20 protein-coding genes and 1 other annotated feature are annotated in these 23,407 nt (G+C 37.0%); of the genes, 18 read left to right on the forward strand and 2 right to left on the reverse strand.

Going from position 1 to position 23,407, the window contains the following annotated elements; translation table 11 throughout:
- Nucleotides 1–5 precede the first annotated feature (5 nt).
- The 18 genes from ABZ559_RS06425 (at nucleotide 6) to ABZ559_RS06510 (ending at nucleotide 20,162) form a co-directional block, all read left to right on the forward strand.
- On the forward strand, nucleotides 6–317 hold the full coding sequence (locus ABZ559_RS06425) for a hypothetical protein (protein ID WP_367007583.1): 312 nt from the start codon (nucleotides 6–8) through the stop codon (nucleotides 315–317).
- 14 nt (nucleotides 318–331) lie between these two features.
- Entirely contained in the window at nucleotides 332–745 is a 414-nt protein-coding gene (locus tag ABZ559_RS06430) for a hypothetical protein (RefSeq protein WP_367007584.1), read from the forward strand.
- Nucleotide 746: 1 nt separating this feature from the next.
- A complete protein-coding gene (locus tag ABZ559_RS06435) occupies nucleotides 747–1,163 on the forward strand; it encodes a minor capsid protein (RefSeq protein ID WP_171841004.1) in 417 nt (138 codons plus the stop codon).
- A gap of 206 nt (nucleotides 1,164–1,369) precedes the next feature.
- Complete coding sequence (locus ABZ559_RS06440) at nucleotides 1,370–1,735, forward strand: type II toxin-antitoxin system RelE/ParE family toxin (RefSeq protein ID WP_367007585.1); 366 nt, start codon at nucleotides 1,370–1,372, stop codon at nucleotides 1,733–1,735.
- Entirely contained in the window at nucleotides 1,725–2,018 is a 294-nt protein-coding gene (locus ABZ559_RS06445) for a helix-turn-helix transcriptional regulator (protein WP_367007586.1), read from the forward strand. The genes ABZ559_RS06440 and ABZ559_RS06445 overlap by 11 nt, the downstream gene beginning before the upstream one ends.
- A 219-nt stretch (nucleotides 2,019–2,237) precedes the next feature.
- Complete coding sequence (locus ABZ559_RS06450) at nucleotides 2,238–3,383, forward strand: cysteine desulfurase family protein (RefSeq protein WP_273403309.1); 1,146 nt, start codon at nucleotides 2,238–2,240, stop codon at nucleotides 3,381–3,383.
- 285 nt (nucleotides 3,384–3,668) lie between these two features.
- Nucleotides 3,669–4,889, forward strand: a complete 1,221-nt coding sequence (thiI, locus tag ABZ559_RS06455; protein WP_367007587.1) for a tRNA uracil 4-sulfurtransferase ThiI — start codon at nucleotides 3,669–3,671, stop codon at nucleotides 4,887–4,889.
- A gap of 418 nt (nucleotides 4,890–5,307) precedes the next feature.
- A complete protein-coding gene (locus ABZ559_RS06460; RefSeq protein WP_273403316.1) occupies nucleotides 5,308–5,688 on the forward strand; it encodes a RidA family protein in 381 nt (126 codons plus the stop codon).
- Nucleotides 5,689–7,682: 1,994 nt separating this feature from the next.
- Entirely contained in the window at nucleotides 7,683–7,904 is a 222-nt protein-coding gene (locus ABZ559_RS06465; protein ID WP_367007589.1) for a lactococcin 972 family bacteriocin, read from the forward strand.
- Between the two features lie 71 nt (nucleotides 7,905–7,975).
- A complete protein-coding gene (locus ABZ559_RS06470) occupies nucleotides 7,976–9,994 on the forward strand; it encodes a DUF1430 domain-containing protein (protein ID WP_367007591.1) in 2,019 nt (672 codons plus the stop codon).
- 1 nt (nucleotide 9,995) lies between these two features.
- The gene (locus ABZ559_RS06475; protein WP_273403324.1) at nucleotides 9,996–10,625 is read left to right on the forward strand and encodes an ABC transporter ATP-binding protein; all 630 of its coding nucleotides are present in this window, start codon (nucleotides 9,996–9,998) and stop codon (nucleotides 10,623–10,625) included.
- Between the two features lie 1,070 nt (nucleotides 10,626–11,695).
- Nucleotides 11,696–12,898 (forward strand): CapA family protein, encoded by a 1,203-nt coding sequence (locus ABZ559_RS06480; protein ID WP_367007592.1) that lies wholly within the window; start codon nucleotides 11,696–11,698, stop codon nucleotides 12,896–12,898.
- A complete protein-coding gene (locus tag ABZ559_RS06485; protein WP_367007593.1) occupies nucleotides 12,889–13,416 on the forward strand; it encodes a GNAT family N-acetyltransferase in 528 nt (175 codons plus the stop codon). The genes ABZ559_RS06480 and ABZ559_RS06485 overlap by 10 nt, the downstream gene beginning before the upstream one ends.
- A gap of 87 nt (nucleotides 13,417–13,503) precedes the next feature.
- Nucleotides 13,504–13,580: a sequence feature (ribosomal protein L21 leader region), on the forward strand.
- A gap of 34 nt (nucleotides 13,581–13,614) precedes the next feature.
- Nucleotides 13,615–13,929: a 50S ribosomal protein L21 gene (gene rplU / locus ABZ559_RS06490; protein ID WP_018376867.1), complete on the forward strand. Its 315-nt coding sequence runs from the start codon at nucleotides 13,615–13,617 to the stop codon at nucleotides 13,927–13,929.
- A gap of 15 nt (nucleotides 13,930–13,944) precedes the next feature.
- The gene (locus ABZ559_RS06495) at nucleotides 13,945–14,289 is read left to right on the forward strand and encodes a ribosomal-processing cysteine protease Prp (protein WP_277290866.1); all 345 of its coding nucleotides are present in this window, start codon (nucleotides 13,945–13,947) and stop codon (nucleotides 14,287–14,289) included.
- Between the two features lie 21 nt (nucleotides 14,290–14,310).
- Nucleotides 14,311–14,604, forward strand: a complete 294-nt coding sequence (rpmA, locus tag ABZ559_RS06500) for a 50S ribosomal protein L27 (RefSeq protein WP_018376869.1) — start codon at nucleotides 14,311–14,313, stop codon at nucleotides 14,602–14,604.
- 378 nt (nucleotides 14,605–14,982) lie between these two features.
- Complete coding sequence (gene abc-f / locus ABZ559_RS06505; protein WP_367007594.1) at nucleotides 14,983–16,899, forward strand: ribosomal protection-like ABC-F family protein; 1,917 nt, start codon at nucleotides 14,983–14,985, stop codon at nucleotides 16,897–16,899.
- Nucleotides 16,900–17,363: 464 nt separating this feature from the next.
- Nucleotides 17,364–20,162: a GBS Bsp-like repeat-containing protein gene (locus ABZ559_RS06510; RefSeq protein ID WP_367007595.1), complete on the forward strand. Its 2,799-nt coding sequence runs from the start codon at nucleotides 17,364–17,366 to the stop codon at nucleotides 20,160–20,162.
- A gap of 169 nt (nucleotides 20,163–20,331) precedes the next feature.
- Here the strand turns inward: ABZ559_RS06510 and ABZ559_RS06515 are convergent, their stop codons facing one another.
- Both ABZ559_RS06515 and ABZ559_RS06520 read right to left on the reverse strand, forming a co-directional pair.
- Nucleotides 20,332–21,540, reverse strand: coding sequence for a cation diffusion facilitator family transporter (locus ABZ559_RS06515; protein WP_317335385.1), 1,209 nt, complete (start codon nucleotides 21,538–21,540; stop codon nucleotides 20,332–20,334).
- 250 nt (nucleotides 21,541–21,790) lie between these two features.
- Nucleotides 21,791–23,119 carry a sodium:alanine symporter family protein gene (locus tag ABZ559_RS06520; protein WP_367007596.1) on the reverse strand — a complete coding sequence of 443 codons (1,329 nt, stop codon included), beginning with the start codon at nucleotides 23,117–23,119 and terminating at the stop codon, nucleotides 21,791–21,793.
- Nucleotides 23,120–23,407: the final 288 nt, after the last annotated feature.

A 23,407-nucleotide genomic window follows, 5' to 3' on the forward strand; every position in this document is an offset into this window, starting at 1 on the left:
GAAATATGCCAGAGTTTATTATTGTTGAGGGAAACAATGACCTAGGAGAATTTTTCCAAATTGACGGCGAGCTATTTAGTGATAATGAACTTTTAGAAAACCTTAAAAAATGGCATGAGTGGGAAGTGCCAGTTATTATCGATGATGATGCTAACCGTATGTTAAGTGAGGATGAAACGGAAATACTATACTTTCCCACTCATGAGGATATGATGGACTATATTAGAGTGAACAAAGGCTTAGAACCTTTGTATCATACGCCGAACAAGCCCTATGTAACTATTTCTAAAAGTGAGTGGCTAGAGTTGTTAGATTAATTTAGGAGGTAGCAATGACAAAGAAGAAAATTGAGCGTATTTCTGTAATACATCGAGAAAAGATTTTATGGCTCAAGTGGTATTTCATGAGAGATAAAGAACAACCTATGTATAGTGTCCTTGAGCGTAAAATGTTTGATGCTGCTAAAAATCAAGATATGTTATCTTATCAAAAATACGCTACTATCAAGCAGATAACAGATATTAGGGTACAGACAAGCCCAGAGGATATGCTAGAAACTGTAAAAGAAGTTTATGTATATAATCGTATGAATGTTATTGGAGCTTGTCAGAGGATACTATTTCTTACTCAATCATCAGCATATACTAAGCTGAATAAGTGGTTTGATACCTATTCGGATTTGTATTTTAGTATTGTACCTTTACCTAATATGGGGGTATATCATAATAAATTAGAGGAGGTATAATATGGGAAAAGCTATTAGTGTTAAGATAGATTTAGGCGGGATAGAGAAAAAGCTTAGTTCACAATCCTTACAAATAGGAAAGGCAGCAATGATGAACCAAATGATGCTTGATACTAACAAATATATTCCAAAGAAAAGTGGTAATTTGCGAGCATCTGGACACGTAGTTGGAAATTCTATAGTCTATAACCCACCTTATGCAAGGGCGCAGTATTACGGACCAAAACGCAAGGGGTTTGTTTCTGAAAAACAAAGACGATTTTTCTTTGCTAACAAAGAGGAATTATTAGCGGCTAAAAGAAAGTACACAACGCCTGGAACTGGTACACATTGGTATGAGAAATCCTTTAAAAATGCTAATAATATCAGAAATTGGAAAAAGGTATTTATCAAAGCGATTGATATTGATGCTACTTGATAAATTTTAATACTGTTTGATATAATATTCTAAAGCACAAGGAGTAGTATATAGGGATTACGCCTTGATGGAGGAGATTCCAGTTCGAATCCGGGCTATTGTGCTAGCATCTAGGAAACTAGATGCGTTTTTTGTTTTAATAACTTAAAAGTATTTACAAATAATAACTTTTAGGTTATAATAGTTTTTAGAAAGAGGTGCTAATAGTGCATAATATCTATTTTTATAAGGATAAGAATGGGAATGAGCCTGTTTTAGATTATATGCGAGAGCTTGCCAGTAAAAAAGGGAAAGATAGTAGAATTAAGCTCAATAAAATCAATGATTATATTGAGTTACTAAGCCAGAATGGAACACGCGCAGGCGAACCCTATATTAAGCATTTAGATGCTGAAATTTGGGAACTAAGACCACTTAGAGATAGAATTTTATTTGTGGCTTGGATTGATGGTAGCTTTGTTTTACTGCATCATTTTATGAAAAAGACACAGAAAACACCTAAAAGAGAAATTGAGCAAGCTAAACGAGAGCTAGCAGATTTAAAAGAAAGAGGTTTAGACAATGAAAAATAATGCTATTGGTAGTAACTGGAAAGATGTAAGAGCTGAATTATTCAGCAAAGAGGAAATTTTGGAAAGTGATATGCGCGTGGCTATCATGAGTGAGCTTATCGAGGCTAGAAATGAAAAGGGCATTAGTCAGAAGAAACTAGAGGAGATGAGCGGTGTTAGTCAGCCAGTTATCGCTAGAATGGAAACAGGAAAGACAAGCCCGCAACTTGATACAGTATTAAAAGTATTGGCAAGTCTTGGTAAGACCTTAGCCGTTGTTCCTTTGGAGCATGAACAAGCATAAAAAAATAGCACCCGCAAAGGTGCTGTTTTTTTGCCTGCTGAACTCATCGATTTAATACCTTTTTTACTACCCCTCTAGTATATTGTACTTGTTTGTACTTTACATTTTAGAATGAAAAAGGAAAAAAGTAGATTAGTAATTTAGCGTATTTTATTGAACTATTTGATATTATGATAATATGGTATAATAATGTCAATTGATTTTTTAGAAGGAAGACAAATGATTTATTTTGATAATTCAGCAACGACCATTCCCTACGCAGAAGTTCTCAGAACTTATCAGGAAGTGGCCAGTAAGATTTGGGGAAATCCCTCCAGTTTGCACAATCTCGGCAGTAAGGCGACCCGTATTTTAGAAGCCAGTCGCAAGCAAATTGCTGAACTCCTCGGAGTCAAGAGTAGTGAAATCCTCTTTACTTCAGGCGGAACAGAGAGCGATAATTGGGTGATTAAAGGTGTGGCATTTGAAAAAGAGCGCTACGGCAAGCACATCATCGTTTCGGATATCGAACATCCTGCAGTGAAGGAGTCTGCAAAATGGCTGAGCCAACATGGTTTTGAGGTCTCTTATGCACCAGTAACCGCAGATGGCTTTGTGGATATTGACCAGCTAGCTACACTTTTGCGTCCAGATACAATCCTTGTTTCAATTATGGCAGTGAATAACGAAATCGGCTCAATCCAGCCTATTAAAGCTATTTCGGATTTGTTGGCAAATAAGCCAGCCATTACGTTTCATGTTGATGCGGTTCAGGCAATTGGTAAAATTCCGACAAAAGATTATTTGACCGAGCGTGTGGATTTCGCCAGCTTTTCTGGTCACAAATTCCATTCAGTGCGCGGTGTGGGATTTATTTATAGGAAAGAGGGGAAGAAGTTACAGCCTTTGCTAACTGGTGGGGGGCAAGAAGGAGACATGCGCTCAACCACTGAAAATGTGGCTGGTATCGCTGCAACTGCTAAAGCTCTGCGATTAGTCATGAGTAAGGAAAACGAAGCTTTACCCCGTATCGCCAAGATGAAAGAAGTTATCTACGACGAACTTGCCCATCATGAGGATATTGTTATCTTTTCTGGAAAGTCTGAGGCCTTTGCGCCTAACATCCTGACCTTTGGCATCAAGGGTGTCCGTGGTGAGGTGATTGTCCATGCTTTTGAAGAGCATGATATCTATATCTCAACGACTTCAGCTTGTTCATCCAAGGCTGGTAAACCTGCAGGAACTTTGATTGCTATGGGAGTACCGACCAAACTTGCTCAATCGGCAGTTCGTCTCAGTCTTGACGATGACAATGACATGAGCCAAGTCGAACAATTTTTGACCATTTTCAAGCAAGTCTATGAAAAAACTAAAAAGGTGAGATAAGAATGGATTGATACTCAATGAAAATCAAAAGTAGCCTAGGAAACGAAGCCGACGATAGAACTTGAGTTCATCAAGGCAAGTTGACAACGGATAATTTTGATTTTCGAAGAGTATGAAATAGTCCCTTGGGTTTATTCTAGTTATGAGTCAGCAAGTTGAAAATTATACTAGAATATGGCAAAGTTAACTTAGAAAAACCAGTTGTCCTAGTAACGTATTATACTTGTAAGATTGAAGATTTACTAGTGTGCTAGCCAAATAATATTCTTAAAAGAAAGAGGAAAAATGACTTTAACGTATTCAGAAATCATGGTTCGCTACGGCGAACTCTCAACTAAAGGAAAAAATCGTATGCGTTTCATCAACAAATTGAAGCGTAACATTCAGCATGTACTATCCATTTACCCCGATGTACATGTAACAGCTGATCGTGACCGTTGCCATGTTTATTTGCATGGTACAGCTTATGAGCCTGTCGCTGAATCACTCAAGCAAGTCTTTGGAGTGCAAGCTTTTTCACCTGTTTATAAGGTGGAAAAAGATGTGGTTATTTTGAAAAAAGCAGTGCAAGAAATCATGATAGGTCTCTACCATAATGGAATGACTTTTAAGATTGCTAGCAAGCGTAGCGACCACAAGTTTGAATTAGATAGCCGTGAGCTCAATCTAACGCTTGGGGATGCCGTCTTTGATGTTTTGCCTGACATTAAAGCGCAAATGAAAAATCCTGACGTGACCCTCAAAGTGGAAATTCGTGATGAAGCTGCCTATATATCTTATGAAGAAATCAAGGGCGCAGGCGGTTTGCCAGTCGGGACATCTGGTAAGGGCATGCTGATGCTGTCTGGTGGAATTGATTCGCCAGTTGCAGGGTATCTTGCTCTTAAACGTGGTGTGGACATTGAAGCGGTTCACTTTGCTAGTCCGCCTTACACTAGCCCTGGTGCTTTGAAAAAAGCCCAAGATTTGACGCGTAAGTTAACAAAATTCGGTGGCAATATCCAGTTCATTGAGGTACCTTTCACAGAAATCCAAGAAGAAATCAAGGCCAAGGCACCAGAAGCTTATCTCATGACCTTAACTCGACGTTTTATGATGCGTATCACCGACCGTATTCGTGAGATTCGTCATGGTTTGGTCATTATCAACGGAGAAAGTCTGGGTCAGGTTGCCAGCCAAACGCTTGAAAGTATGCAAGCTATCAATGCTGTAACCTGTACGCCAGTTATTCGTCCTGTCGTTACCATGGACAAGCTAGAAATTATTGACATCGCTGAAAAGATTGATACCTTCACGATTTCTATTCAACCATTCGAAGATTGTTGTACGATATTTGCGCCAGATCGTCCAAAAACTAATCCAAAAATAAAAAATGTTGAGCAGTATGAAAAACGTCTTGATATAGAAGGACTAGTCGAGCGTGCGGTTGCAGCTATTACCATTACTGAAATCACACCACAGGCAGAAAAAGATGATGTGGAAACTTTGATTGACGATTTATTATAGGATAAATTGAAGTTAGAACCTGTATTCACAAGTGAAGTGTTTTTATATAAGAGATTGTTTTACGTTAATCAAGGCAGTTTTTTCGTGGGAATACTTACTGACTGTATTTTGAAAAAACTAACGATGAGTAGCTTAAAAACTAGCCTTAGATGGAAGTCCTGAACTATGAATATGGGTTCTTAGAACAGAAATTTTAAATTTTGAAGTCTTGCATTTGTTATCTCATTTCAGCGGTAGTTTATTCATTGTTTAATGATTGAGAATTACTTTTAAAAACTATGTTGTTTAAGTAAAAACGACAGAAACATAGAGAGCTAGATACTTTTGTTCTAGCTCCTTCATGTAGAAAAAAACTATTTCAATTTTCAGAAAACTTTGCTATAATAATAGCGAGAAAAATAGAAATGGGAGAATTTTTATGACAAAAACGATTCACACTGACAAAGCACCAGCAGCTATCGGACCTTATGTCCAAGGAAAGGTTGTTGGTAATTTCCTTTTTGCATCAGGGCAAGTGCCTTTATCACCAGAAACGGGAGAGATTGTCGGAACAACTATTCAAGAGCAAACTGAACAAGTACTGAAAAACATTTCAGCCATTCTTGCTGAAGCAGGAACAGACTTTGACCACGTTGTTAAAACTACTTGTTTCTTATCTGATATCAATGATTTCGTCCCGTTTAATGAAGTTTATGCTACTGCTTTCAAGGCAGATTTTCCAGCGCGCTCAGCAGTGGAAGTGTCTCGTCTGCCTCGCGATGTTAAAGTTGAAATCGAAGTGATTGCATACTTAGATTAATTTTTCTAAAAGAGTGGTTCTCACTCTTTTATTTGAAAAAAAAACAGTAAAAAAGCGCAAAGAATCACTCCCTGTGCTATACTGTAATTGAAATTTTTTAAAGTTTAGGTGTTAGAACTGTTGTCTCAGTCCTAGCGCCTTTTCTTTTTGATAGATTTGGTGAGTGGAGAATAGTTTATAAATAAGTCTGAGAATCTTATGGGCACAAGCAATGACAGCTTTTATCTTGCTTCCTCTTTGGAAGATTCGGTTGTAAAGAGATGAAAAAGCGAGATCCTTAGAGTGTGCTACAATCAATCCAGACATAGTTAAAACCTGTTTGCTGTAGCGATTTCCTTACGTGATGTGTGAGGATTTTTAATGCCTACACTGTCGTAAGAACTAGGACAAAGTCCAGACCAAGAAGCTAGATGTCCATCGGTCTCAAAACTATCTACAGTTGGTCAAATCTCAGCTAAAATAATGGCGACACAATTTTCACTAACACCAGGAATTGTTTGGAGTGGCCTGTTTTCTTCAGGAAAATTCCTTTTCGATATAGGTTCGAATCTCACCATTCAATTTCCCACTGAGTCTGACATTCTTCTAGACTCTGATTCAACAAAAAACGGTCTTCTAGTGACAGTTTCCCCTTCATAGCCTCAGCTAGCTGATCAGGACTTGCTTTCACTTTCCTGTGAATACAAGAAATGACAGTGTTTTACATTAATTCTCTCTCCAATAATGAATAGTGTTAAAAGTGCCTGACCAGTCTTCAAAAAGATGTCAGAAAGATAGCTAGTCAGCTTAATATTGACCCATTGTAGAGATTATGAATTTTTTTAACTTGTGTTTGGCGTCGTTTATAGGAGTGTAACCTGCGAGTGAGTAAGCGTAACTGCATAACCTAAGGACTTGGGATATAAGAAGGGGTAATCAAACCACATCGTCCTAGTTGTGCGATCCATTCGGCATTCTTCATATCTGATTTTCACCCCGAGATATTTTTGATGTGGTGTGGATTAGTTAGTACAAGAACCAAATCTGAATCTGAAAAAATATTAAAGAGAGGTGCCCAATATTGACCTGTGGATTCAAAGAAAACATGGGTAACATGATTTTCATACAACCAAGCTAAAGCATTTTGAAGAGTGATAGTAGTCGTCCAAAATTTCTTCTGAATTTTCTTTGGTTAGACGGTATCCAATGGACCATCTAAGATACAACAAACGATCGATTGTTGGTGGACATTGATACCACAACAGGTTTCAATCATGACTTTTATATGAAAGGCCTCCTATTCTAAGTTTGAACAATAAAATAAGAGGTTTCGAGTAATTTTATTTTCACGCTATAGGCGTATTCGAGTTTTCTCATAGCTCTTATTCATCCAGTTTTTTGCACAGGCTAGGCAAAGCCTAATTAGAGTTTTTTATGGCTTTAAGACTCTCGGTTCCCTCGATTTTCTTGAAAATACGGCTAGAAATGAAAAGATAACCTAACGATAAAAGCCAGTTTGTTTACGGTCTGATATTATTACAAAAAAATTGAAAAATAGTGTGTTTGCATGATAAAATAAAACTAACAAAAGTGAAAAGGGTTGCGAATCCTGAAGAAAGCAACTAAAAAGTTTGTAATAGCTATTTTATTAGTAGGTTTATTGATTACAATTCCTAAACCGTTAGGAAATCCAACGCCCACTCCTTTAGGTGTTGCCACTGAAGAATTGTATAATATTGGTACTTAGAATAATTGTTGTAGTAGATGGAATGTTGTCAAATTTACTAACAGCAGATACTTATTAAACTAATTGACGTGATAACGGGTTTATTTATTTTCAGTCATTTTGTTCTTCCTTTTGAGGTGATAATTGGTGAAATGATTGTTTAAAAATTTTTGAAAAAAGTGTGTCGGTCTGTAGAAAGGAGAGAAAAATTTAGGAAACTATATTCAGGCTGGTATACCGAATGTTGTTTTATTGTGTTTTAGGATTTAATTAAATAAGGAGTATCATTATGTTAATAATTAGAACAGTAGTTGCAACAGCTCTTACAATTTTGACGTTTTCGGTAGCTCTTCCTGTTTTAGCAGTTTCCCATCGTGGTGGAGAGTGGACCTATGTTGGAAGCACATGTCGAAATAATCAAAGAACTGCTATTGCAAATGCACGCCGTACATCATATGCCTTCATAAATACAAATGTTGGCGAGCATGTTGTGTTCGATGCTGGATGGTAGATTAATTCTCACTCTGACACAGTGTTAGCGTTCTCGTTAATATTTTGATTTTTATAGAATGAGGAGTGCTTATGAAGAGAATTTTTGTTATTATATCTAATTTGCTAGCTAGCTTATTTTTTATATGGGTATTTTCAATTTGGGCTGACACCTATGTTTCTTACTATTACCCTAACGTATCTGCGTTTGTCTCTTCACCCGAGACCACATTTGATAGTATCTCTGAAAGATTAACGCAATTAGCTGAGGAAACAGATAGTCTTATTGCTATACAGCACCAAGAACCGGGAGAAGATGGAACCCCAATCTTTTCTTATACAACTTTTGGGCGAGGAAAACTACCAGATGGACTTTCTGAAAAATCACTCCAAGATGCTAGAACTAATAGTATTAAGACAAACTACTTTATATTTGATGGTAATTTAGAAGTTGATTATTTGAAACAGGAACTAAGCAGAGCTGGTCTATCAAACCTATACATATCTAAACCTTCTAATTTAACAGTTTTAACTTTAGTTTTTAGTAATGGATTTCAGGCTATAGGTTTACTTATCTTCTTTTTAACTTTTGGGGCACTTAGTCTAATCAGTCGAATTAGAGTTTTACGGACAGCTGGTATTCGTTTAATTTCAGGTGACAATCGCTGGTTAATTTTTCTTAGACCAATTAGTCAAGATGTAGGTAATGCCTTGATGGGGTTACTGTCTGGTATCATTTTTGCTGTTATCCTGAAACAGTTTATTCCTTTTCCTTTTATAGCTCTTTCTACTATCATAACTGGATTAGTAGTCTATAATATTTTACTCCTAGCTATCTCTTTGTTTTTTGCCAGTATATTTGCAATAGGTGTAAAAAAAGTTCATTTAATGCAAGTTATCAAAGGACAAATTCCTGTAAGAGGAATTATCAGTCTTATCTTAATTGGTCAGCTTTTGGCAGTTGTTATTGTAGCAATTGGAGTTAGTCGAACGTTGACTTATTCGCAAGCGTGGCAACAACAGGAACAAGGACGAAATGCATGGCAGAAAGAAAGCAAATTGATAATTGTATCTTCTGGTCGAGAAGGGGTGGATCCGAGACAAGATAGGGAAGAAGTTATTCGAAAACAAAAAATATGGTTTGACCTCATTAATCAAGCTGTTTCTGAAGAAAAAGCTTTTCTAGCTTATCACCACTTGATTGACAGAGTGATGCAAAATGGTATGGGGTCTTCAAAAAATCTAACGACTTCTACAGTATGGCAAGACTACAATCCAGCGGGAAATGTTTTAATCGTTACTCCTCAGTACTTAAAACGCCAACAAGTTAAAGTTGAACCTGATATTGATGATAAAATCCATCAATTAACAGCTGGGGAATTTATTCTTCTTTTACCGGAGAATCTCCGTTCTGAAGAAAGTTATTATAAAGCGCTTTTCGAAGAGGATTTGACAAATCGAATGTCTAGTCAAGATAATCGTCAAGACATGGCTGCAACAGTATATTATCTGGAAACGGGTCATGATAGATTTGTCTACAACACCACTCCCATCTCATATCAGCAGTTCTTGAGAGATCCAATTATTGTTGTTCTAACTCCCCAGTCAACGGGAGAACAAGCTTTTCTTTTTTGGGAACAAGCTACTCAAACCTACCTATACTTTGATAATCTAAGTGTTGCGCAATCTCTCATTCATCAGCATGGTATTGAGAGTTGGGTATCAGAATTGCAATCAGGTTATGACATTCATCAGACGTTATTAGATAATCTTCAAAGGGAAATGTGGACAACGGTCGCAGGGGCAATACTAGGGATAATGACATCTGTATTGATGTTTAACACGATGAATCGACTCTACTTTGAAGAATTTAGACGAGATATTTTTATTAAACGTATTGCAGGATTACGTTTCTTAGAAATTCATCGTAATTATCTGTTATCACAGTTATGTGTGTTCTTTCTTGGCTTTCTTGCCAGTATTTTTCTTGTAAGAAATATATCGATAGCTTTCCTAGTATTGTTATTGTTTATTGCGCTTTCTGTTTTACAATTACATTTCCAAATGAAGAAAGAAAATCAAATGTCCACGCTTATTTTGAAAGGAGCCTAAGATGATTCAATTAGAAAAAGTGAGTAAGCATTTTGGCGAACGTTTCTTATTTTCAGATATCTCTATGACTTTTGATGCGGGGAAGGTCTATGCCCTAATTGGATCAAGTGGAAGTGGTAAAACGACACTTATGAATATGATGGCTAAACTTGAAAGTTATGATGGTAGGATATTTTTCCGTGGTAAAGAGTTAAGTAAGTACAAGTCAAGTGATTTTTTTCGTCATGAACTAGGGTATCTTTTTCAAAATTTTGGCTTGATAGAAAATCAGACGATTGAAGAAAATTTAAAATTGGGTTTGATTGGTCAAAAATTAAGCAAAACTGAGCAACGTCAAAAAGAAGAAGAGGCTTTGGCGCGTGTAGGATTATCCTACCTCAACTTAGATAAGCCGATATTTGAGTTGTCTGGTGGTGAATCACAGCGGGTTGCTTTAGCAAAAGTTATTTTGAAAAATCCTCCATTTATCCTTGCAGATGAACCAACGGCATCAATTGACCCAGAGACTTCTAAACTCATTATGGAGATTCTTTTATCTTTAAGAAATAAAAACAGATTAATCATTATCGCCACCCATAACCCATCTATCTGGAAAATGGCTGATGAGATAGTCTCTATGGATAAGTTATAATAGACTTGTTCTACCTCCCTTTCAAAAGCAGTATGTCCGTACGCAGATTGTTAAAATGAAGAAGTTATAACAGTCTTAGATGATGAAATTAATTGGGATTTATTGGAATTCCAAGAATTCAAAAAATATCAGTTTCTGTGATAAGAATGTTGGAGGGGCATTAAGCATAATTATCAAAAAATATATCAAGATAAAAACTTGATGTATTTTTTGATATAATAAGCCGCTATATCAGAATGTGTCTGTCTTTTGAAGGAGTGGGGGTCCCAATCTCAAAATTAAATTTAATTTTAAAAGTATGAAAGGTTTGATGATTTATCAGGGAGGGAAAGCAATAAGTCAATCCTCAATGCTATTAAGGAAATCCTATCTACCATTTTCATCATTTTTAGTAAATTCAATAAGATTAACTTTATCATATGGTATTCTAGGAAGATTTCTAGAGTTCTCAACAACAATGAGTTGTCCGTCATCTTCAGATTGGATAAAGTAATTGAATAACCTAATCTGCATACTTTCGAGCTTGTTATTGCGCTCCTCTCATTTAAACCAAGTAATGGAGTACCAATAATGTGGAAGAAGGGTTTGTACTTTGCGTGTTTATTAAAATACTTTCTTAAAGCGATCACAACAACAGTATTTAGAAATACTATATATCCTTTGCTATACTTATCATCTTTTTTTCACCTGAAACAGTTATATCAAATAAGGGTCTGTCAAATTTAGAAAAAGTTACTTTATCGAAGATACATTCTTGCAATATATCTTTAATATTCGAAGTTAGTTTACTCCAGAAGGTATAAGGGAACTCATCTCAAGGAGTATATGAAATACCTTCCTTTTTTCGTTATCAATTTTTGTAATATCATTTTCCCAATCTTGATATGTTATCAATATCCTGTTTAATTTGTATATAATTTTTATATTGATGTATTTTATGTGTAATATTACGTTCGTCAGGGATAATAATTATCTTAAGTTCGTTAGTTAGTACTTCTCTTTTTGTTTGAACAATTTGATGAAAACAGTTTCAAGAAAAAATGGTATAATGGAGCAAGGAGGAAAAAGAAATGTTTGGGAATATGAAATATAAACGCACCATTTTAGCTTGTTTGAGTTTTTTAGCAGTCGTACTAGTAAGTTCATCCATTTATAGTCTAGTTTTTGAGAGAAATATTGAGACAGATTCAGTATCAAAGACCAAAATAAGTCCGAAGGTAAAAACAGCTCGCGTTGTTGCTAACGGAGACATTCTCATTCATGATTTGCTCTATATGAGTGCAGAGCAAGCGGATGGAACTTATGACTTCAATCCTTATTTTACCTATGTAAAAGATTGGATAAGCGAGGCTGATTTAGCCATTGGTGATTATGAAGGTACAATTGCACCTGATTATCCATTGGCAGGTTACCCTTTGTTTAATGCACCTAGTGAAATTGCTCAGACAATTAAAGACACGGGTTATGATGTTGTGGATTTGGCACATAATCATATCTTAGATTCAGGACTTGATGGGGCAATTAATACCGTTGAAACCTTTGAAAATCTTGGAATTTCGACCATTGGCCTTTACAAAGAAAATCGAGCAAAAGAGAATATTCTCATCAAGAAGGTCAATGGCATTAAAATTGCCATTCTAGGCTATGCTTATGCTTACAATGGTATGGAAGCCAATCTGACCACAGAAGAGTACGAAGCACATATGTCGGATCTTGATGAAGAAAAAATCAAAGCAGACATTCAAAAAGCTGAAAAAGAATCTGATGTCACTATCGTTATGCCTCAGATGGGAGTAGAATATCAGAGACAACCTACTGATGAGCAAGTAACTCTCTATCATAAAATGATTGACTGGGGAGCAGATGTTATCTTCGGTGGTCATCCCCATGTTGTCGAGCCATCAGAGACAATCGAAAAAAATGGTGAGCAAAAATTTATCATCTATTCCATGGGGAATTTTATCTCAAATCAGCGTTTGGAAACAGTTGATGATATTTGGACGGAGCGGGGGCTCCTGATGGATGTTACTTTTGAGAAGAAAGGCCAAAAGACGACGATTAAGACAGTCAAAGCACATCCAACCATGGTTTGGGCAACAGGAACAGGAGTGATTGGCAAAGATGGTTTTGAACTTTACGATTACCGTACGCTAGTTCTTGAAGATTTCATTGAAGGTGGCAAATATCGTGATAAGCTAGACGACACAATGAAAGAAAAGGTTGACACTGCCTATCAAGAAATGAATGATTTGGTGGCTCTCAAATGGAAATAAGGCGTTGTGCTTTGCGACTAGATAGGCTAGATGACTTGAAATCTATCTACTACGATGCTTTTCCACCTCAAGAGCGCATATCACTAGGACTGCTTTTGGTTAATAGCTTGCGCGGGAAGGGAAAGTTCCACCTTTATTTTAGTCAGGATGAACTGGTTGGTTTTGCTTATACTATAGAAAAGGCAGAGCTTTATTATATATTAATGCTGGCGGTGGATAAAAAATATCGATCACAAGGGATTGGAAGAGATATCCTTAACGATTTGTCCGAGCAAGCTAATGGTAGAGAGCAGTTAATCACTATTGAGCCAATTGAGGAAGGCGCGGACAATTATCAGCAACGTCTCATAAGACTGGCATTTTATGAAAGACAGGGTTTCAAACCTCTAATGCATACTTATCAAGAAGATGAAGAAATTTATCAGATTATCAGTACAGTCAATCAACCACATTTAGAGACTTTTAGTGATATAATGACAGATTTTTTTCGAGATAAGGTTTTCACCGCAGTTAACTAAAAAGCTGGGCTATTTTTCAAAAAAATCGCACAAAATTCTTGAAAAAGAAAGTAAGTCGTGATAAAATAGCAACGTTGACTAAATGCACATCCTGTGCAACCGCACGAAAATTGTTATTTAAGTAGTGTCTATCACTCACAATTTAGGCGAGTCTTCACAGAGGGAAACCTCGCAACAAAATTCTATAGGAGGTGCATAATGAGCACATACGCAATCATCAAAACTGGTGGAAAACAAGTTAAAGTTGAAGTAGGTCAAGCTATCTACGTTGAAAAACTTGATGTTGAAGCTGGAGCAGAAGTAACTTTTAACGAAGTTGTTCTTGTCGGTGGAGAAACAACTAAAGTTGGTACTCCAGTTGTTGAAGGAGCTACTGTTGTTGGAACTGTTGAAAAACAAGGAAAACAAAAGAAAGTTGTTACTTTCAAATACAAACCTAAAAAAGGTAGCCACCGTAAACAAGGTCACCGTCAACCTTATACAAAAGTTGTTATTAACGCTATCAACGCTTAATTTTGGATAGACCACATGATTAGAGCAACCATTACCCAGCTTGCTTCAAGTCAGCCTGTAGCCATAAAAGTAACGGGACACGCCGCTTATGGTGACTATGGTCAAGATGTCATGTGTGCTTCTGTCAGCACCCTGATTTTAAACTTTTTAAATTCTTTGGAAGCTCTGGCAGATTATATTCCAGATTACAACTTAAATCAAGAGGATGGTGGTCATCTCGAAATTGATTTTTCAGATTTTGAGAGGGTATCCAAAAAAGAAGTGGTTCAAATTCTATTTGACTCATTTCGACTTGGCATGACTTTATTGGCACGTGATTCAGCAGAATACGTTTCGACAAAAGTCTTGATCAAAAACTAACTTCAGAGAGGAAACAACATTATGTTAAAAATGAATCTTGCTAACTTGCAACTTTTCGCCCACAAAAAAGGTGGAGGTTCAACTTCTAACGGACGTGATTCACAAGCTAAACGTCTTGGTGCTAAGGCAGCTGACGGACAAACTGTATCAGGTGGATCAATTCTTTACCGCCAACGCGGAACTCACATCTATCCAGGTCACAATGTAGGCCGTGGTGGAGATGATACACTTTTTGCTAAGGTTGAAGGTGTTGTACGTTTCGAACGTAAAGGACGCGATAAAAAACAAGTATCTGTTTACCCAATCGCAAAATAATCGCTAGAAATGATATCATTAAAGGCTTTCTGTCTTATTCAGAAGGCCTTTTTTAATTTTAGTGCATGTTTTAAAGTCTAATAGGAGTAGTAAGTAAATTTGTCTGGGCGGCATAGAGTCTCTAATACTGGCTAAAAATCCGAAATAGCTATCTGGGAGTGGTTGGATATGTTCAAAAATGAACAATTGCACGATTGATGGAATCTTTTGTCACGGTAAAAGGGGATGATTTGAGATAATAGTTATAAGGTTGTTATTTTTGATTTTGGTTGAGTATAAGTTGGATTTATATTTTTTTGGAAAATTTAATTGACTCTTTGGAAGAGATTTTTCTCATTTTTTATAGTTTAAATGAATATGATTTGGTAAAATAGAATCATGATTATTTTACAAGGAAATAAAATTGAGCGCAGTTTTTCAGGTGATGTGCTCTTTGATAACATAAATATTCAAGTAGGTGAACGTGATCGTATTGCTCTTGTTGGGCGTAATGGAGCCGGAAAATCCACTCTCCTTAAAATTTTAGTGGGAGAGGAAACTCCAACATCAGGTGAGGTTAATGTGAAACGCGACCTAACTCTTTCTTATTTAGCTCAGGACAGCCGTTTTGAGTCAGAAAATACGATATTCGATGAAATGCTCCATGTTTTTGATGATCTTAGGGCAGCGGAGCAGACTTTACGCTCCATGGAATTGCAGATGGCTGAACTTGATGGAGCAAATTTTGACAAACTAATGAATGATTATGATCGTTTGTCAGAGGAGTTTAGAGCAAATGGTGGTTTTACTTATGAGAGCGATATTAAGTCTATTCTCAACGGCTTTAAGTTTGATGAGACTATGTGGAATATGACAATTTCTGAGCTTTCGGGAGGTCAAAATACGCGATTGGCTCTGGCAAAGATGTTACTTGAACGCCCAGAACTTCTAGTTTTGGATGAGCCAACTAACCATCTGGATATTGAGACTATTGCTTGGTTAGAAAACTATCTTGTCAACTATCAAGGAGCACTGATTATTGTTAGTCATGACCGCTATTTCTTGGATAAGGTAGCCACGATTACTCTCGATTTAACGCCGCATAGCTTGGATCGTTATGTAGGTAATTATTCCAAATTTATGGATTTAAAAGCAGAGAAGATTGCCACAGAAGAAAAAAATTATGAAAAACAAGCTAAAGAAATTGCCAAACTTGAGGATTTTGTACAACGTAATATAGTTCGGGCTTCAACAACCAAACGCGCGCAAGCACGTCGTAAGCAGTTAGAAAAAATTGAGCGTTTGGATAAGCCAATTAGTGGTCAAAAATCAGCTCATATGACTTTTCACGCGGATAAGGTTTCTGGGAATGTTGTATTGACAGTGGCTAATGCGGCCATCGGATATGATGGTGAGGTTCTGGCTCAGCCGATTAACTTAGATGTCAAAAAATTCGATGCTATTGCTATCGTGGGACCGAATGGAATTGGCAAGTCAACTTTCATCAAGTCAATTATTGGTCAAATCCCTTTTATTAATGGCCGTTCAAGCTACGGTGCTAATGTGGAAGTGGGCTATTATGATCAGACACAGAGCAATTTGACTCGAACAAACACAGTGCTCAATGAACTTTGGAATGATTTCTCTACAACGCCAGAGGTTGAAATTCGCAACCGGTTAGGTGCTTTTCTTTTTTCAGGTGATGATGTTAAAAAATCAGTGAACATGCTGTCGGGTGGAGAACGAGCACGTCTTTTGTTGGCTAAACTATCCATGCAAAATAATAATTTTCTCATTTTGGACGAACCAACTAACCATTTAGATATTGACAGTAAGGAAGTGTTGGAAAATGCCTTGATTGATTTTGATGGAACCTTACTTTTTGTCAGTCATGACCGCTATTTTATCAATCGTGTTGCAACTAAAGTTCTTGAAATTTCTGAAAATGGTTCTCAGCTTTATTTGGGTGATTATGATTATTATTTGCAGAAAAAAGCAGAGCAAGAAGAACTGGCTCAGCTGACTATAAACTCGCAACAAGAGGAGCAGTCTTCTCAGCCTGATAGTAAAATTTCAGATTATCAAACTCAAAAAGCTAATCAAAAAGAGTTGCGTAAACTCAACCGTCGTATTTCAGAGATTGAAGAAGAACTAGAAGACATCGAAAGTCGTGAGCAAGAAATTAATGAGGCGATGATGACGACTAACGAAGCAACTCAGCTTATGGATCTTCAAAAAGAATTAGATGCTATCACAAATCAACAAGATATACTTATGCTTGAATGGGAGCAACTTAGTGAACAACTTGACAAATAATATTTTGTTAGTCGGATGAGAAGGTAGTTAATTCTATATTTAACAAAAAAGATTATCTTGTATAAATTTTGATTGTACTAGTAAATTTGGTTAATATTACTATCCTTTTTGCTAGAGAGTCACAGAGAATCTATAAGTGAAGTTTGTGACAGTTGCTTGGGTGACTGAGTTTTATGCTAATTATCTGGTTTATATCCAGATGATATGTTTTGTCATGGCTTAAGCTGTCTTGGTATAAGTGTAAACATTAACTGTTCAGTTCATTTTTATAGCTAGGCTTCTTATGTGGTTCTATCTGAACAGTATAAGATCAGTTTTTATAAAGAAGATACATGTCATTAGAAAATAGTTACATGTATTTTCTTTATATGTATACCATCTGGTTTGATTAAAGTGTGTTTATTTTTGACAACTATTATGGTAAAATGATGAAGAAGTTAAGATCGTTTTTCATTGAGAATATTATGAGACAAAAAGGACATGGAACAATTAAAAAATCAAAAGCCTACGGTGCTATTGGCACCTTGTTGCTGTCGGGGGCTTTAATTGCTACCTTGGGGACAGCGAGTGTTAGTGCAGATGAAACAACAGTGATTGTTACAAATGATAGTACGACTAAGCTAGTTACCGATTCATCAACTACAGTAAATAGTAACACTGAAGCTACTATAGTAGCAGAAGATGCTATCAATGAAGAAAAGAATCAAGATAATATATCAATCAATAATGAGCCAGCAACGGTTTCTGAAGACAGTCAAACTAATGTTCAGGAACAAGCAAAGGCTGGAAAAGATACGAACGATGAAACATTAGAAGAATCATCAGATAACACAGAAAACTTACAAATAGTTACAGAAATTTCTAATGGTGAAACAAGCAAGCAAACAGAAGATGTTACAAAAGATGTTGTGACCGATTCTCAAGAATCTAATCAAGCTAATGAACAAAAAGCAACTGCTGAAGAACCAACTGATAAAGTAAGCGTTGAACGTGGGGCGACTGGAAATGTTACTAGTGAAGTAACAAGTGTTACTCTAGCAAGTAATGGATTTAATTTACAATACAATCAAGCTATTGCGAGTGGAGCTAAAATAATGTTTGCCGTTTGGTCAGATACCAAAGGTCAAGATGATTTGATTTGGTATACTGCAGACGATAACGGAAAAGCAGTTGCTAAATACACTGGTTCTTATGGTAAGTACTATGTCCATACCTATCAGAACCTCAACAATAAAATGAATGGCTTAAATGCTACATCAATTGCTATTCCAAAACCGAGTGCTAAAGTAACCGTTACAAAGGCAAGTGCCACAGCTTATCAAGTCACAGTTTCAGAAGTGCCAGTATATATTACAAGCGTGACACTGCCAATTTGGACCGAAAATAAGGGACAAGATGATCTCATTTGGTATAAAACAAGCAAAAATTCAGCGACTACATATTCAGCAACCATTAGTATTGCGGAACACAATCTTGAAAGTGGAAAATATAATGTCCATGTTTATGGGACAAGTGCCGTTACTAATTCTTTAACAGGTTTGTTGGGAACAAGTTTCCAAGGTGAGTTTGAAAATATTAGTGTTTCAGCCAGTCTCGAACAGAATGGTATTAATATCACGATACCAAGTGATGTTAGCAAGGCAATGTCCATTTACCACGCTGTCTGGTCTGCAAAAAACGCCCAAGACGATATTGTCTGGTATAAAGCGGATAGTTCAGGTAAGACCACAGCGAAATATACAGGTGATTACGGAACCTACTTTATTCATACCTATGGCGTTGTTAATGGGCATATGGTAGGTTTGAATGCCACAAGTATTAATGTTGTTAAACCTAGTGTCTCTGTAGATGTGACTAGGGTCGGTGAAGCATCTGCCAAGGTTACTGTTAGAGATGTTCCAGTTTACATGACAAGTATTGTCTTACCAACTTGGACGGAAAACAAAGGGCAAGATGACATTAAATGGTATCAGGCTGCTAAGCAAGCAGATGGTAGTTATACGTATACAATCTATGCGAAAAACCATAATTTTGAGTCTGGACATTATAACATTCATGTTTATGGTACAAGCCAAGTGACCAATTCTTTTATTGGGATAACATCGACAAGTGGTATTGATTTTACCTTTAATCAAAGTTTAACAAATCCAACTGTAACCGTTCAAAATCAAAATACTGCTAATGGGATGTTGCAAGTTGTAATTGCCGAAACAGAGACTTCTAAAGAAATTGCTAGCGTTGCAGTAGCCGCTTGGTCACAAGAAAAACAGAAAAACATTCACTGGTATACAACTTCAAGTGTGGTCAACGGGAAAGTGGTTGTGACAGTTGATGAAAAATACCACCATAATATCTCGGGGAACTACACAGTCCATGCTTACGTAAAAACCAAAGATGGCGAAACGATTGGTTACAATCTCGGCCAATATACTTTAACGAACAAGCAAACAACTGCTAATGTATCAACAAATTATAAAGGTACAGGTATTTACGCTGTCAGCATTTCAGGTGTTTATTCAAGTGGAGCAGTAAAATATGCCGTTTGGTCTGATACTAACGGACAAGATGATCTTAGTTGGTATGATGCTACAACATCAGGAACAAATGCAACTGGCTTAATTAATGTAGCAAACCATTCCGGAACAGGAACGTATCATCTGCATGTTTATCAATCTGATAATGGACAGATGTACTTCTTAACCTCAACTGATTTCACAGTGAAACGCACTAACTACAATACCCCTTATTACAATCAACGTGATGGACGTTGGGGTGGTACCCGCTATGGTTACTACACACTGGCTTCAACTGGTTGTGTACCAACTAGCCTTGCCATGGTTTTTTCATCATTGACCAACACTGAGGTTCTTCCAACCACAGTTGCAAGTTACCTTTACAACAATACTGTTGAATTTAACCGAGGTACGGAAGGAACAACTGGAAATGGTATCTTGATTGCCTCTCGTCAATGGGGCTTGACACCGACTATTATTAATTCCTCAGCAGCTTTAACAAGTACTCTCAAAGAAGGGCATCATGTGGTGGCAGCCGTCCAACAGGATAAATTCTCACCGTGGGGTTATGGTACTAGCCACGAAATCGTTCTAAAAGGGTACTCAAATGGAAATACTTATGTTTCTGACCCATACAATTCATCCAATAATGGTTGGTATCCAATTGCTTCGCTTTGGAATGAACAAAGTACGCAAAGCGTGGATACTCGTGGCTTAGGAAATCCATTTGTCAAAATAACAGATATTTAATCATACTTGTCCATCCGAACGGACAAGTAATAGGATAAGCCACTAGCCAGCGTCTAAAGACACTGGCTAGTTGTATGATTCAGCTGGTGAGTAGAGGCAAAGTTGAAAAGAGAGGACATTTTTGTCTTCTTTTCTTTATGTCTAAAGCAATTAGAACTAACTTAATGGCCTATATATCACAGTTTGTTTGATTAATTGGTGTTATTTGATGGAAGATAAGAAACCAAGTTTCATGACGTCGCCAAATACTGGTATGTCTTTGGTTATTTAGTTCATAGGTGACGAGTTTTGTTTTTTGGCTGATAGATTGAATTTTAAAATATTTGAAATTACAAGTGTAATATTTCTGTTGATCTAGAAAATCTTCAGCGGTTAGAAAGTTTCCATTCTCATCAACCATTAAGAAGGTTTTAGAGATGTATTTCTCATAATCGGGAATTTTAGAAAGAATTATTTTTTCGTTTTTATAAATTTTCTTAGAAACATTTTCAAAAATTTCATCTTCGGGTATGGAAGCAGGTTCGACATGGATGTCAATATCATAGACATGAAATTGATCACTTAATAGACGTTCTACTTGTTCAGTAATGGCATGGCTTTCGTAAACCGATAAATCTGGATTCATTTCTAGAACAATATCTAAATAGACATTGCTACCATAGTTACGTCCGCGTTGTGATTTGACTGCGGAGATTTTTGGAATTTGGAGGATGGCTTTTTCGTATTCTTTAAGTTGCTTCTCGTCAAAGCCATCGGATAAGCTAAAGGCGCTTTCCATGAAAATATCATAGGCTGTCTTTAAAATTAGATAAGTGATAATAATGGCCGTGATACGGTCAATAATAGGAAGGTTAAGAGAAGAGGCAAGGATGGCAACAGAAGTCCCCAGTGAAGTTAAGGCATCAGACAGATTGTCTTTTGAAGCCGCTACAAGGGCACTTGACTTGACTTTTTTGGAAAGGGAGCGGTTATAAAGATAAACTCCAAACATGATAAGAGCTGAAATTAATCCTACAATTGCACCAATCGAATCAATCTTTGCACTTTGTCCAGAGAAGAGTTTCTGGAGAGTTTGAATGAGCACTTGAAAACCTACGATAAACATGATGACCGAAGTAATCAAGCTAGATAAATCTTCTATTTTCCAGTGGCCAAAACGGTGATTATCATCTGCAGGTCGGCTAGCTAAATGCAGCCCGATAAAGAGCGCTACATTTCCCATAATATCGGAGAGATTGTTGAAGCCATCAGCAATCAGAGAAGATGACCCGAGGAGATAGCCTGAGAGTAATTTGCCAATGGTAAGTGTTAGATAGGCGATAATACTGACAATCGGGCCTCTTTTTGCTAATTTGAGATTTTCTGCTGGTGATGCCATGTTTTCTCCTTTGTTTGAATGTACTTGTATTAAAAATCGAGTTTCTATTTCGTTGAAGCAACAAAGTTGCCGTTCTATGTTTTAACCAAAAATTGTGTGTAAGTATGTGTCACTGTAAATGAAGAGGGCACATTTCTGCGTTCTCTTGCGCACTGAACTCAGAGGTGACAGTACGAAAAAATAGCTATTAGTACCCATTATACCACAATTTCGATATGAAAAACCGCCATATATTTCAGGCGGCTAACGACTATAATTGTGAAAAATAACGTTTTGTTTCCTTGATAATGATTGGTGATAGCCCAAGGAGTGCAACAAGGTTTGGAATAGCCATGAGACCATTAACAATATCAGCAAGAACCCAGATTAATTCAAGCTTAAGAAAGCCTCCAAGTGCAACCATAAGTACAAAAATTAAGCGGTAAACGGGAATGGCACGTGTACCAAACAAGAATTCAAAGCAACGTTCTCCGTAATATCCCCATCCTAAAATGGTTGTAAAAGCAAAAAGGACCAAACTAATTGTTAGTGCGAAAACACCAAAATTTCCAAAAACAGTTGCAAAAGCATGCTGAGTCAATGTTGCACCGTTGAGATTGCTAGACCAACCTCCAGTAACGATAATAGCTAAACCTGTCAGTGTACAGACGATAATGGTGTCAATGAAAGTTCCAGTCATGGATACCAACCCTTGTTCGACAGGTTCTTCGGTTTTGGCTGCCGCTGCTGCAATTGGAGCTGAGCCGAGACCAGATTCGTTTGAGAAAACACCGCGTGCAATACCTGATTGAATAGCAATCATCATAGTAGCGCCAGCAAAGCCACCTGTTGCCGCTTGACCTGTAAAAGCTGATTTTAAAATGAGGGCAATACTTGGAAGGATATTACCAGTGTTGAAGATAAGGACAATGAGTGCAGCCAGAATATAAATAATGGCCATAAAGGGAACAATTTTTTCAGCTACTTTAGAAATGGATTGGATACCCCCAAAGATAATAATCGCAACAATGACAGCAAGTATGATACTGACAATAGTAGCAGGCAAACCAAAGGCGTTATTTAACGACTCTGTGATGGAATTGACCTGAGTGAAGGTTCCAGATCCAAGGAGGGCGACCATGACACCAAAAATTGAAAAGACAATAGCTAGCGGCTTCCAGCGTTTACCCAATCCGTTTACGATATAATACATTGGACCACCAGCTACCTCACCATTGGCGTCTTTTGTCCGATATTTGATAGCCAATACCCCTTCTGAGTATTTTGTCGCCATTCCAAAGAAGGCAGCTACCCACATCCAAAAGAGGGCACCAGGTCCCCCAAGTTTAATGGCTGTCGCAACTCCGACAATATTTCCAGTACCAATAGTTGCTGCAAGGGCGGTGGCAAGGGCTGCAAAACTCGAAATGTCCCCCTGGCCCTTACTTTCAGCAGTGAAAATCAATTTTAAGGCTTTGGGGAGTTTAAAAACTTGGAGTAAACCAAGCCGTGCTGATAGGTAAATTCCTGTTCCAACCAAAAGAACAAGAAGTGGTGGTCCCCAGACAAAACTGTCCATGGACGAAAGAATTTGATACATAAAAGTCTCCTAAGTCTGATCATTCTTCTTGTTAGACAAAAGCTAACATTAACTTTATTATTATATAAGTCAGAAGTGGATTTGTCAATTTTTGAAAAATAGCACTTGCGCTAATAGGTATTGATGGAAGCTAACCCATAAAATAGTGACATGGCAAAAAAAATTCAGGTTTTGTGTCTGCTTCTCTTTTCAGTGCAGCAAGTGATTGATTATATTTCAAACATAGGGTGATCAGCTATGTAAAAAAGTGTGATTTGATCGTTAAAAGTTAGCATTAATAGAGATTAA

Origin of the sequence: Streptococcus sp. ZY19097, from assembly GCF_040731245.1 — a bacterium.
Lineage (GTDB): Bacteria > Bacillota > Bacilli > Lactobacillales > Streptococcaceae > Streptococcus > Streptococcus orisratti.

Excerpts from the sequence above, each read along its gene's own strand:
- ABZ559_RS06425 (WP_367007583.1), top strand. The coding sequence starts at position 6 with ATGCCAGAGTTTATTATTGTTGAGGGAAACAATGACCTAGGAGAATTT.
- ABZ559_RS06430 (WP_367007584.1), top strand. The coding sequence starts at position 332 with ATGACAAAGAAGAAAATTGAGCGTATTTCTGTAATACATCGAGAAAAG.
- ABZ559_RS06435 (WP_171841004.1), top strand. The coding sequence starts at position 747 with ATGGGAAAAGCTATTAGTGTTAAGATAGATTTAGGCGGGATAGAGAAA.
- ABZ559_RS06445 (WP_367007586.1), top strand. The coding sequence starts at position 1,725 with ATGAAAAATAATGCTATTGGTAGTAACTGGAAAGATGTAAGAGCTGAA.
- ABZ559_RS06450 (WP_273403309.1), top strand. The coding sequence starts at position 2,238 with ATGATTTATTTTGATAATTCAGCAACGACCATTCCCTACGCAGAAGTT.
- thiI (WP_367007587.1), top strand. The coding sequence starts at position 3,669 with ATGACTTTAACGTATTCAGAAATCATGGTTCGCTACGGCGAACTCTCA.
- ABZ559_RS06460 (WP_273403316.1), top strand. The coding sequence starts at position 5,308 with ATGACAAAAACGATTCACACTGACAAAGCACCAGCAGCTATCGGACCT.
- ABZ559_RS06465 (WP_367007589.1), top strand. The coding sequence starts at position 7,683 with ATGTTAATAATTAGAACAGTAGTTGCAACAGCTCTTACAATTTTGACG.
- ABZ559_RS06470 (WP_367007591.1), top strand. The coding sequence starts at position 7,976 with ATGAAGAGAATTTTTGTTATTATATCTAATTTGCTAGCTAGCTTATTT.
- ABZ559_RS06475 (WP_273403324.1), top strand. The coding sequence starts at position 9,996 with ATGATTCAATTAGAAAAAGTGAGTAAGCATTTTGGCGAACGTTTCTTA.
- ABZ559_RS06480 (WP_367007592.1), top strand. The coding sequence starts at position 11,696 with ATGTTTGGGAATATGAAATATAAACGCACCATTTTAGCTTGTTTGAGT.
- ABZ559_RS06485 (WP_367007593.1), top strand. The coding sequence starts at position 12,889 with ATGGAAATAAGGCGTTGTGCTTTGCGACTAGATAGGCTAGATGACTTG.
- rplU (WP_018376867.1), top strand. The coding sequence starts at position 13,615 with ATGAGCACATACGCAATCATCAAAACTGGTGGAAAACAAGTTAAAGTT.
- ABZ559_RS06495 (WP_277290866.1), top strand. The coding sequence starts at position 13,945 with ATGATTAGAGCAACCATTACCCAGCTTGCTTCAAGTCAGCCTGTAGCC.
- rpmA (WP_018376869.1), top strand. The coding sequence starts at position 14,311 with ATGTTAAAAATGAATCTTGCTAACTTGCAACTTTTCGCCCACAAAAAA.
- abc-f (WP_367007594.1), top strand. The coding sequence starts at position 14,983 with ATGATTATTTTACAAGGAAATAAAATTGAGCGCAGTTTTTCAGGTGAT.
- ABZ559_RS06510 (WP_367007595.1), top strand. The coding sequence starts at position 17,364 with ATGAGACAAAAAGGACATGGAACAATTAAAAAATCAAAAGCCTACGGT.
- ABZ559_RS06515 (WP_317335385.1), bottom strand. The coding sequence starts at position 21,540 with ATGGCATCACCAGCAGAAAATCTCAAATTAGCAAAAAGAGGCCCGATT.
- ABZ559_RS06520 (WP_367007596.1), bottom strand. The coding sequence starts at position 23,119 with ATGTATCAAATTCTTTCGTCCATGGACAGTTTTGTCTGGGGACCACCA.